Raw genomic sequence first — 10987 nt, 5'->3', positions numbered from 1 at the left:
CTTTATCGCGCCTGTGGAATACCGGCACCGCGGCCGCTGGCGACGGGCTCCGCGCACGGGCATAATGGACGGTTCGATCGCTAGCCGGGCGCGCGGGAATGCTCGCGGCCGGGGCGGCGTTGACCACAGTGTTGACCACACTGCTGATGTGGCACAATTCGCCGGAAGGCCGCGCGCAACCGCGGGCACCGGGCGCCGCACACCCACCGCCAAACCGCACAGGAGGAATACCATGACGGATGACCACCGCATGTACGAGCTTGAGTATCCCTCGCCCGCCGTCGGCGAGGGGGCGCCTGCGGGGCCGACCCTCGTCATTGCCATGCAGGGTTACGCCGACGCCGGCCACGCCGTGGAGGGCGCCGCGGACCACCTGAAGGCGGCGCTGGAATCGCGCACCGTGGCCACCTTCAACAACGACGAGCTGATTGATTACCGCTCCCGCCGGCCGGTGGTGACCTTGAACCAGCACGAGATTTCGGACATCGAGGACCTCGAGCTGGACATGCGCGTGCTGCGCGACACGGCCGGCACCCCCTTCCTCCTCCTCTCCGGCCCGGAGCCGGACCTTCGCTGGGAAGCGTTCAGCGAGGCGGTGGGCGACTTGGTGGAGCGCTTCGACGTGTCGGAGACGATTTGCCTCTACGCTGCGCCGATGGGCACGCCGCACACCCGCCCCCTGGTGGTTTCCGCACACGGCAACGACTCGGAGCTGGTGGGATCCATGTTTACTTTCGACGGCATGGTCACCATCCCCGGTTCCGCCTCGATCCTCATCGAGCGCGAGCTGCACAAGCGCGGCCGCACCGTGGCCGGGTTCACCGCGCACGTGCCGCACTACGTCGCGTCCTCGCCGTACCCGCACGCGATGCTGCAGCTCCTGCGTTCGGTTGAAGATGCGGCCGAGCTGACGTTCCCGCTGCGCTCGCTGGAGCAGGATATGGAAAAGGTCGCGCGCCAGTTGGCGGAGCAGACGGCGGCGTCGGAGGAGATTGCGGGCGTGGTGCAGGCGCTCGAGCAGCACTACGACGCGGAGATGGAGGATTACCGCAAGCGCAACCCGCAGGCCATGATGCCGGGCGAGGCGCAAGTGCCCTCCGGCGAGGAGATCAGCGAGGCGTTCGAGAACTTCCTCGCCGCGATCGAGGACCGCGACCGCCCGCAGCAGGAGCTTCCGCTTGACGACGGTCACTGGCAGCGCCTCGGCGATCACTACCTGATCGACCCCGACGCCGACGACGCCGCAGACAGCGACGACGACGCCAGCGACGACGAATAGCCGCGCCGCCGGCCCCGGGCGCGCCGTGGGCTAGGTTGGGAGACGTGATGCTTTCAGATATGCTCCCGGACCTCGCAGACGTTCCCGAGTCCCTGTTCGAGGACGCGGTCTGGGAATCCTTCACCCGCTGGACCGCCGGGCGGGGCATCTCGCTCTACCCGGCGCAGGAGGAGGCGTCCCTGGCGCTTTTGGCCGGTGACAACGTTATCCTGGCCACCCCGACCGGCTCCGGCAAGTCTATGGTGGCCAACGCCGCGCACTTCATCGCCATGGCACGGGGTCAGCGCACCTTCTACACCGCCCCGATCAAGGCGCTGGTGAGCGAGAAGTTCTTCGCCCTGTGCGAGATCTTCGGGCCCGAGAACGTGGGCATGATGACCGGGGATGCCACCGTGAACGGCCAGGCCCCCATCATCGCCGCCACCGCCGAGATCGTGGCCAATATCGCGCTGCGCGAGGGCGCAAACGCGCGCATCGACCAGGTGGTGATGGACGAGTTCCACTACTACTCCGACCCCGAGCGCGGGTGGGCGTGGCAGGTGCCGCTGCTCGAGCTGCCGCGCGCGCAGTTCCTGCTCATGTCCGCCACGCTCGGCGACACGGCGTGGCTCGAGGATGACCTGACGCGCCGCACCGGCCGTCGGACCACCTACGTTGGCGGTTCCGAGCGCCCAGTGCCGCTCGACTTCCACTACGTGTTCACGCCGATCCACGAGACTATCGAGGAGCTGCTCGCGGAGGGCAAGGCCCCGATCTACGTGGTGCACTTCTCCCAGCGTGAGGCCACCGAGCGCGCCCAGGCGCTCACCAGCATGAACATCATCAGCGCGGAGGAGAAAGCGCGCATCGCGGAGGAGATTGGGAGCTTTCGCTTTACGACGTCATTCGGCCGCACGCTATCCAAACTCCTGCGCCGCGGCATCGGCATCCACCACGCGGGCATGCTGCCCAAGTACCGCCGCCTGGTGGAGCGCCTCTCCCAGACCGGGCTGCTGAAGGTGATTTGCGGTACGGACACGCTCGGCGTGGGCATCAACGTGCCGATCCGCACCGTTGTGATGACAGGCCTGGCCAAGTACGACGGCACCCGGCAGCGCATCCTCAAGTCCCGCGAGTTTCACCAGATCGCGGGGCGCGCGGGCCGCGCCGGCTTCGACACGGAGGGCACCGTGGTGGTGGAGGCGCCCGAGCACGAGATCGAGAACGTGCGGCTGCGCAGGAAGGCGGGCGACGACCCGAAGAAGCTGAAAAAGATCCGCAAAAAGTCGGCGCGCGAGGGCGAGGTGTCATGGTCCGAGAACACCTTCGAGCGCCTCACCACCGCCGAGCCGGAGGAGCTCACCAGCCAGTTCAAGGTGTCCAACTCGATGCTGCTGAACGTGGTGGCACGCCCGGGCGACGGCTACGAGCACATGCGCCACCTGCTGCGCACGAACCACGACACGCGCCCGAAGCAGAACCGCGACATCCTCACCGCCGTGGACCTGTTCCGAGGCCTCATCGACGCTGGGGTGGTGGAACGCACCCCCGACTCCCCCGCCTTCCGCCCTTACACGCTCACGCGCGAACTGGACCGTGACTTCGCGCTCAACCAGCCGCTGTCCCCCTTCGCGCTCGCGTTCCTCACGCTGTTGGACCCTGAGTCCGAGACGTACGCGCTGGACGTCGTCTCCACCTTCGAGGCGATCCTGGATGACCCGCGCCAGCTGCTGCAGGCCCAGCAGACGGCGGCGCGCGGCGAGGAGATCGCGGCCCTGAAGGCCGAGGGTGTCGACTACACCGACCGTATGGCGATCATCGAGGACGTCACGTACCCCCAGCCGCTCCGCGACGAGCTGGAGGAAGCGTTCGAGACGTTTGCGGAGGGCAACCCCTGGGCGAAGGATTTCCACCTTTCCCCGAAGTCCGTGGTGCGGGACATGATTGAGCACGCGATGACGTTCTCGGACCTGATCGCCACCTACGGGCTCGCCCGGTCCGAAGGTGTGGTGCTGCGCTACCTCACCGACGCCTGGCGCACCCTGTCCCACTCCGTGCCCGAGGCGTACATGACCGAGGAGCTGGAAGACATCGTGGTGTGGCTGGGCGAGCTGATTCGGCAGGTCGACTCCTCGCTCATCGACGAGTGGGCGCACATGGCGGACGAAGACAGCCCCATCTCACAGGAGACGCTGGACCGCGAGCTCGCGTTCGGCGTGGAGGACCCGAACGCGCTCACCGCCAACCGCCGCGCATTCACCATCATGGTGCGCAACTACTTCTTCCGCATCGTCGAGCTCTTCGCCTTTGAGAAGGAGGAGCAGCTGGCGGACATGCTGGACTACCTCGACGCTGGCGACGCCGAGAACACGGTGGACTGGCCGGCCGCGATGGACGACTACTTCGACGAGTACGACGACATAGACACAGGCCCCGAGGCCCGCGGCGCCGAGTACTTCCGCATGGGCGACCAGACCGGCCGCTTGTGGGAGGTCACGCAGATCCTGAAGGATCCGGAGGGCGACAATTCGTTCCAGCTCCACGGCGTGGTCGACCTCGACGCCTCCGACGAGGCCGGCGAGGTTCGCCTGCGCAGCCTGCGCCTCGAGCAACGCTAAGCGCCGCCGCTCCCTGTGGGGCAGCGGCGGCGCTTCGAAGGGTGCGTCGATAAGCGGGCGCTTACCGGGCGTCCTCCACGGTGAGTGCCTGGGCCACTGCCTGCACCACGGCGGCGACCTTCACGGCCTCCCACGCCTGCTCCTTGGACAGGCCGCCCTCGCGGACCTCCTGTGCGTGGGCGACGGCGCAGTGCTCGCAGCCGTTGATGGTGGACACGGCGAGGGACCAGAGGTCAAAATCGACCTTTTCCACGCCGGGCTTGGAGATGATGTTCATGCGCAGGCCGAACTTGACCTGTGCGAAGTCATCGCCGAGCCAGTTCTTCGCGCGGTAGGCCACGTTGTTCATCGCCATGACGGTGGCGGCGCCGTACGCGGCCTCAACGGCCTCCGCGGAGAGGTGCTCCCCGGCCTCCTCGGCGATCTCCGCGATCACCTTCGCGTTGCGGGTTGCCGCCGCCGACGCGAGAAGCGTGCCCCAGAGCTGCTGCTCGCTGAGCTCGGTGGAGCGGGTGAGCGAGCCGAGATTCAGCTTCTGGTCCTTGGCGTATTCCGGCAGAGCGGAGCGCAGGTTTTCAATCGACATGTTACTTCAGCGACTCCTGCACCACGGCCATCTTGTCGATGTTCTTGGTCGGGTCGTTCTTCTGCCAGTCGCAGGCGCAGACCTCCTCGGACTGCAGCGCGTCGAGCACGCGCAGCACCTCGTCCACGTTGCGGCCCACGGCGTCCGGGGTGACGGACACGAACTGGATCACGCCATCCGGGTCGATGATGAAGGTGGCGCGGTCACACACACCGTCGGCGTTCTCGACACCGAGGGCACGGATCAGGTCGTGGCGGACGTCAGCGAACATCGGGAACGGGATGTCCAGCAGGTCCTCGTGCGTCGCGCGCCAGTTGAAGTGGGCGTACTCGTTGTCGGTGGAGCCGCCGAGCACCTGGGTGTCGCGGTCCTCGAACTCCTCGTTCAGCTTGCCAAACGCGGCAATCTCGGTCGGGCAGACGAAGGTGAAATCCTTCGGGTAGAAGAAGACGATCTTCCACTTGCCCTCGTACTTGTCCAGCGAGACGTTCTCAAAGTAGTCGTCCGGGGAGGAGGCGTTGGCCTCCTTCAGGTTTCCGCCCTTCAGCGCGACAAGGTCGAACTCCGGGAAGCGTTCCCCAACGGTCATGATCGGCATTGCTGTTCCTCCATAGTGTGGACTCGGTTACGTACTTGGTTACAACAAAAGTGTGCCACAGAAGACAGCCCAATTCAACACCCAAACCTATTGGGCCCGTGTAAAGTCATAGGCATGCCCAATAAGGAGTACAAGCCCACGCTTGCGCAGCTGCGCACCTTCGTCACCATCGCGGAGCACAAGCACTTCGGCACCGCGGCGGCCAAACTCAACATCTCCCAACCCTCGCTCTCCCAGGCTCTCGTCGCACTGGAGGCGGGCTTGGGCGTGCAGCTCATCGAGCGCTCCACACGCAAGGTGATTGTCACGCCGAAGGGCGAGGCGGTACTGCCGTACGCCAAGGCGGCGCTCGATGCGGCGGAGGCGTTCGTGGCACACGCCCGCGGCTCCGAGGGCACGCTCGGCGGCCCGCTGACCATCGGCATCATCCCCACCGTCGCGCCGTACCTGCTCCCCCACCTCCTGCGCGAGATGCACGAGCAGTACCCCGGGGCCACGCCGCGCTTCATCGAGGACCAGACGGACAACCTCCTGACCAAACTTCGCGAGGGCACGATCGACGTGGCCATCCTCGCCACGCCAGTGGAGGCGCCGGGGGTGAAGACGGTGGACCTCTACCGTGAGCCGTTCGTGGCCATTACGCCCGCCGGCCACTCGCTCGCCGGCAAAGAGAAGCTCTCGCTCGAGGACCTCTCGCAATTGGAGCTTTTGCTGCTTGACGACGGCCACTGCCTCCGCGACCAAATCATCGACCTGTGCAAGCTGGCCGGCGCGTACGAGGCGGCCGCCGCCCAATCCGTGACGCGGGCCGCCTCCCTGACCACCGTGGTGCAACTCGTGGTGGCGGAGATGGGCTCCACCCTGCTGCCGCAGTCGGCGGTGGCGGCGGAGTGCTCCCGGCCAGGTCTGGCGGTGGTGCCGTTCGACGACCAGTCGGGGGCTGAGCGGTCCATCGGGCTCGCGTTCCGCGCCTCCGCCGCGCGCGACGAGGACTTCGAGGCCCTGGGCCAGCTGGTCACCAGCGCCTACGCGTCTGCGGTGGAAACCGCGTAAGGCGCTAGACTCTGGCCCTAGCTATGAGTGAGGGCAAACAGAAAAACGAGCTGTACCGCGAGCTTTCGGGCGTAACCCTGGCGGATGAGCGCCGGTTGCGCAGGCGGCTGTCCAAGTCGTCCGGCGAGGAGGCCTTGGCCGCGATCCAGCGGGACGTGGAGGCATCGGCGGCCGTTGTCGCGGCTCGCGACGGCGCGGTGCCGGAGATCACCTACCCCGAGCAGCTTCCGGTCTCCGCGCGCCGCGGCGACATCATGGAGCTGGTGCGCGACAACCAGGTGGTGATCATCGCCGGCGAGACGGGCTCGGGCAAGACAACCCAGATTCCGAAGATGCTGCTGGAGCTGGGCCGCGGCAGGCGCGGCATGATCGGGCACACCCAGCCGCGCAGGCTGGCGGCGCGCACCGTGGCAGAGCGCATCGCAGACGAGCTGGGCCAAGACATCGGCGAGAGTGTTGGCTACGCCATCCGCTTCGACGACAAGGTCAGCCGCAGCACGTCGGTGAAGCTGATGACCGACGGCATCCTGCTCGCCGAGATGCAGCGCGACCGCTTCCTCAACGCCTACGACACGATCATCATCGACGAGGCGCACGAGCGCTCCCTCAACATCGACTTCCTGTTGGGCTACCTCAAGCGGCTCCTGCCGAGGCGCCCGGACCTGAAGGTGATCATCACCTCCGCCACCATCGACCCGGAGCGCTTCGCCGCGCACTTCGCCGACGCCGAGGGCAACCCCGCCCCGATCATCGAGGTCTCCGGCCGCACCTACCCGGTGGAGATCCGCTACCGCCCCCTGGTTGAGCAGGTGGAGACCAAGGGCGGCGTCAAAGAGATCGACACCGACATGATCGACGGCGTGGTCGACGCCTGCGCCGAGCTCATGCGCGAGGGCGACGGCGATATCCTGTGCTTCTTGGCATCGGAGCGGGACATCCGCGATTGCATGGAGGCCATAGAGAAGCAACATTGGCGCGGTGTCGAGGTTGTGCCCCTCTTCGGCCGCCTCTCCAACGCGGAGCAGCACCGCGTGTTCGCTCCCCACTCGGGCCGGCGCATCGTGCTCTCCACCAACATCGCGGAAACGTCGCTGACGGTCCCCGGCATCCACTACGTGGTGGACACGGGCCTGGCGCGCATCTCCCGCTACTCCACCCGAACCAAGGTGCAGCGCCTGCCGATCGAGGAGATCTCCCAAGCCAGCGCAAACCAGCGCTCGGGACGCTCTGGCCGCGTGGCGGACGGCATCGCCATCCGCCTGTACTCGGAGGAAAACTTCAACGCGCGGCCCGAGTTCACCGACCCGGAAATCCTGCGCACCAACCTCGCCAGCGTCATCCTCCAGATGATTTCGCTGCGCCTCGGCGACATCTCCGAGTTCCCCTTCATCCAGGCACCCGACCCGAAGGCGATCCGCGACGGCCTCGCCCTGCTGCACGAGCTAGGCGCCATCGGCGACAAAGAGCGCGGCGGCGCGCCCGTGCTCACCGCGGTGGGCCGCGACCTCGCCCGCATCCCCGTCGACCCGAAGATGGCGCGCATGCTCGTCGAGGCCAACCGCCTCGGCGTGCTCGAAGACGTCACCGTGATCGTGGCAAACATGACCATCCAGGACGTGCGGGAGCGCCCCCTGGAATTCCAGGCGCAGGCCGACCAGGCGCACGCGCGTTTCAAGGACAAGGAATCCGACTTCCTTTCCGCCCTCAAACTCTGGGACTACATCAACGATTCGCGCGACGAGCTGACCGGCAACGCCTTCCGCAAGCGGATGAAGCGCGAGTTCCTGCACTACATGCGCATCCGCGAGTGGTACGACCTGGTGCGCCAGCTGCGCGACGTTCAGCGGCAGCTCGGGTGGTCGCGCGCCGAGGACGTGGCGGGCGAGCGCGACGCCGACGCCATCCACAAGTCTCTGCTCACCGGGCTGCTTTCCAACATCGGGGCGCGAGATGGGAATTCGAAGGAGTTCAACGGCGCGCGGGGGACGCGGTTTATGGTGTTCCCGGGGTCGTCGCTAAGCAAAAAGCCCCCCGAATTCGTGATGGCGGCCGAGCTCGTGGAAACTTCGCGGCTGTGGGCGCGCGACGTGGCCAAGATCGAGCCCGCGTGGGTGGAGCGCGCAGCCGGAGACCTGCTGCGCCGCAGCTACTCCGAACCGGTGTGGTCCCGCAAGCGCTCCGCCGCGATGGTGCACGAGAAGACCATGCTCTACGGCGTCCCCATCGTGCGCGACCGTTTAGTGCCGTACCACCGCGTGGACGCCGAGGGCGCGCGCAACATGTTCATCCGCAACGCGCTGATCGGCGGGGACTGGAACCGGCACCACCTCTTCATCGACCACAACGACGCACTGCTGCGCGAGGCCGCAGAGGTGGAGGAGAAGCTGCGCCGCCGTGGGCTGGTGGTCGACGAGGACGCGCTGTTCGACTTCTACGACGCCAAGCTCCCCGCCGACGTCACCACCGCGCGCCACTTCGACTCGTGGTGGAAGAAGAAGCGCCACGAGGACGAGCACTACCTGGACTTCGACCCGGCGGCACTGCTGCAGGACGCCGGCACCGACACCTCCGAGGCCGCGTTCCCCAGCACCATCCGCCACGGCAGTATCGACTACGCGGTGCATTACAAATTCGAGCCCGGGGACCCGTTCGACGGCGTGACGGTCGAGGTGCCCGTGCCCCTTCTCGCCGGGCTCGACGAGGCCGGCTTCGACTGGATGGTGCCCGGTCTGCGCCTCGAGCTGCTCACCGAGCTCATCCGCACCCTGCCGAAGACGCTGCGCAAATCCGTCGTGCCCGCACCCGACTTCGCCGCGCGGGCCCTGCCACTCGTCGGGGAGCGGGCGTCGGAAAAGCAGGAGCTTTCGCTTGCCGACGCCCTCTCCGAAGCGATCAAAGCCCTCGGCACCAGCGGCATCGACCCGGTGGACTTCTCCCCCGCCGCCCTGCCGGCCCACCTCAAGGTGACGTACGCGGCGATCGACCGCCACGGCAAGGTGATCGACCACGACAAGGACCTCGCGCAGCTCAAAGCGCGGCAGGCCGGCAAGATCAAATCGTCGGTGTCTAAGCGGGCCCGCGGCAGTGAAAGCAAGGCCGTCTCCGAGTGGACACGCGAAACGCTCGGCGAAGTGCCGGAGACAGTGACAACCACCATCGACGGTAACGAGGTGGACGCTTACCCCGCCCTCGAGGCCACGCCCGACGGCGTGAAGGTGACGGTGCACCCCACGAAGGCCGCCGCGGACGCCTCCATGACCACCGCGACCCTGACCATGCTGCTGCGCCGCATCTCCGTATCAACACAGCAGATGACGAAGGGCCTGCCCCTGCGCCACAAGGTAGCCGTCGACCACTACCCGCACGGTGGCGCCGACGGCTTGGTGGAGGACGCGCGGGTGGCGGTGATCCGCGACCTCATGCTCGCCCACGGCGGGCCCGTGCGCTCACCCGAAGAGTTCGAAGCTCTAATTCAGGAGATCAAGCCGGAGGTGCCGGTAGAGGTGCGCCGCATCGTGGTCGGGCTCGCCCCTGCACTCGTGGAGTACGCGAACATGCGCGCGGAGCTTCAGAAGTGGGACGGTCCCGCGATCGACGACATGCGCGCGCAGCTTGATTTCTTCCTCCCCCGCCACGCCGTGACCGTCCACGGGGCGGCGCACCTGCAGCACCTGCCGCGCTACATCGAGGCGATGCGCATCCGGCTCGAGGACATGCGCCTCGACCCCGACCGCGACGCGCAGCGGCAGGCCACCGTCGACGCAGCGAAACACTACCTCGCTGCCAAGATGGCGACCCTGCCCGCCAACCGCCGCAAATCCCGCGCGTACAAGGACATCCTCTGGCGCATCGAGGAGCTGCGTGTGAGCCTGTTTGCCCAGCGCCTGGGTACGCCACAGCCGGTGAGCCAGCGGCGCATCGAGAAATTGGTGGACAAGCTGGCCTAGAAGTCCTCCTTGTCGCGGCGGCGCATGAGGCGGATCTCTGACACAAAGTCGTCCGCGCTCTCGAACGACTTGTACACCGACGCAAAACGGAGGTACGCCACCTCGTCGAGCGCGCGGAGTGGCTCCAGCACCGCGAGGCCGATCTGGTTGGCCGGCACCTGCGAGCTGCCCTGGGCGCGCACTGTCTCCTCCACCTGCTGCGCGAGCCGCTTCAGCGCATCGTCCGACACGTCCCGCCCCTGGCACGCGCGGCGCACGCCCACGATCAACTTGTCCCTGTCGAACGGCTCGCTCACCCCGTTGCGCTTTACCACCGTCAGCACGGCCTTCTCCACCGTGGTGAAGCGCCCCCCGCACTGCGTGCACTCGCGACGACGCCGGATCGCGGCCCCGTCTTCCACCGTGCGTGAATCCGTCACCCTCGACTGCTCGTTGTGACAAAACGGGCAATGCATCGGCGCGCCCTCCCCTTGCTGCTCGGTCTGCTGCTCGATGGTGTCTTACCGGGCGTAGTGTACCGCGGCACCCTGGACCGACGGCGCCGGCTGCGACGCGGCATCGGTACCCGCCGGCGAGAACGCGCCCCCGAAGATGGAGCCCACCAAGAGCGCAGCCGCCATCATGGCACCCAGGGCGAGGTTGTCCCGCTTCTCGCGCCGCCCCTGGCCGCGGCGGCCATCCCCGCGGCCCGGTTCGAACGCCCGGCCGGCAGCCGGCTCCCCGTGAAGCGCGGCGGCGCCGGGACGAACCAGCGTTCGATGCTCGGGGGCCAGCGTTCGAACCGCGGCACCCCCAGCGCCGGCGCCAGCCGGTTCAAGGTCCCACACTTGTGAAGGGGCTGCCGGAGGCAGGCCGCCGTTCTCCTGCACCAGAAAGTCGACGTTAGTACGGGTCATGATGGTCATCGGATACTCCTCTCGCGTGTTC

The 10987-nt window shown here is 67.3% G+C and carries 8 protein-coding genes; 4 read left to right on the top strand and 4 right to left on the bottom strand.

Translation table 11 applies throughout. The features are described 5' to 3' along the window. Positions 1-232 precede the first annotated feature (232 nt). Together BN4252_RS02475 and BN4252_RS02470 are read left to right on the top strand one after the other, a co-directional pair. Positions 233-1279 (top strand): PAC2 family protein, encoded by a 1047-nt coding sequence (locus tag BN4252_RS02475; protein ID WP_066524997.1) that lies wholly within the window; start codon positions 233-235, stop codon positions 1277-1279. A gap of 47 nt (positions 1280-1326) precedes the next feature. Continuing rightward, positions 1327-3876 (top strand): DEAD/DEAH box helicase, encoded by a 2550-nt coding sequence (locus tag BN4252_RS02470; protein WP_392389921.1) that lies wholly within the window; start codon positions 1327-1329, stop codon positions 3874-3876. Between the two features lie 61 nt (positions 3877-3937). Here the strand turns inward: BN4252_RS02470 and BN4252_RS02465 are convergent, their stop codons facing one another. Next, a complete protein-coding gene (locus BN4252_RS02465) occupies positions 3938-4462 on the bottom strand; it encodes a carboxymuconolactone decarboxylase family protein (protein WP_066524975.1) in 525 nt (174 codons plus the stop codon). A gap of 1 nt (position 4463) precedes the next feature. After that, a complete protein-coding gene (locus BN4252_RS02460; RefSeq protein ID WP_066524973.1) occupies positions 4464-5060 on the bottom strand; it encodes a peroxiredoxin in 597 nt (198 codons plus the stop codon). A 114-nt stretch (positions 5061-5174) separates the two neighbouring features. On the opposite strand from BN4252_RS02460, the gene BN4252_RS02455 reads away from it, so the two are divergent. Beyond that, positions 5175-6113, top strand: coding sequence for a hydrogen peroxide-inducible genes activator (locus BN4252_RS02455; RefSeq protein WP_066524971.1), 939 nt, complete (start codon positions 5175-5177; stop codon positions 6111-6113). A 23-nt stretch (positions 6114-6136) separates the two neighbouring features. Further along, positions 6137-10060 carry an ATP-dependent RNA helicase HrpA gene (gene hrpA / locus BN4252_RS02450; protein ID WP_066524968.1) on the top strand — a complete coding sequence of 1308 codons (3924 nt, stop codon included), beginning with the start codon at positions 6137-6139 and terminating at the stop codon, positions 10058-10060. Here hrpA and nrdR read toward each other — a convergent pair. After that, complete coding sequence (gene nrdR / locus BN4252_RS02445; protein ID WP_066524965.1) at positions 10057-10515, bottom strand: transcriptional regulator NrdR; 459 nt, start codon at positions 10513-10515, stop codon at positions 10057-10059. The two genes, hrpA and nrdR, sit on opposite strands and share 4 nt — an antisense overlap. A 45-nt stretch (positions 10516-10560) precedes the next feature. Then, entirely contained in the window at positions 10561-10956 is a 396-nt protein-coding gene (locus tag BN4252_RS02440) for a hypothetical protein (protein ID WP_143341149.1), read from the bottom strand. Positions 10957-10987 lie beyond the last annotated feature (31 nt).

This window comes from Corynebacterium bouchesdurhonense (assembly GCF_900078305.2).
Classification (GTDB): Bacteria; Actinomycetota; Actinomycetes; order Mycobacteriales; family Mycobacteriaceae; genus Corynebacterium; species Corynebacterium bouchesdurhonense.
The sequence above is the reverse complement of the archived record's forward strand: the minus strand, read 5'-3'. Positions and strand labels throughout refer to the sequence as shown.

Coding starts and splice junctions, on each gene's coding strand:
- BN4252_RS02440 (WP_143341149.1), bottom strand. CDS start 10,956: ATGACCCGTACTAACGTCGACTTTCTGGTGCAGGAGAACGGCGGCCTG.
- BN4252_RS02465 (WP_066524975.1), bottom strand. CDS start 4,462: ATGTCGATTGAAAACCTGCGCTCCGCTCTGCCGGAATACGCCAAGGAC.
- BN4252_RS02455 (WP_066524971.1), top strand. CDS start 5,175: ATGCCCAATAAGGAGTACAAGCCCACGCTTGCGCAGCTGCGCACCTTC.
- BN4252_RS02470 (WP_392389921.1), top strand. CDS start 1,327: ATGCTTTCAGATATGCTCCCGGACCTCGCAGACGTTCCCGAGTCCCTG.
- BN4252_RS02475 (WP_066524997.1), top strand. CDS start 233: ATGACGGATGACCACCGCATGTACGAGCTTGAGTATCCCTCGCCCGCC.
- BN4252_RS02460 (WP_066524973.1), bottom strand. CDS start 5,060: ATGCCGATCATGACCGTTGGGGAACGCTTCCCGGAGTTCGACCTTGTC.
- hrpA (WP_066524968.1), top strand. CDS start 6,137: ATGAGTGAGGGCAAACAGAAAAACGAGCTGTACCGCGAGCTTTCGGGC.
- nrdR (WP_066524965.1), bottom strand. CDS start 10,515: ATGCATTGCCCGTTTTGTCACAACGAGCAGTCGAGGGTGACGGATTCA.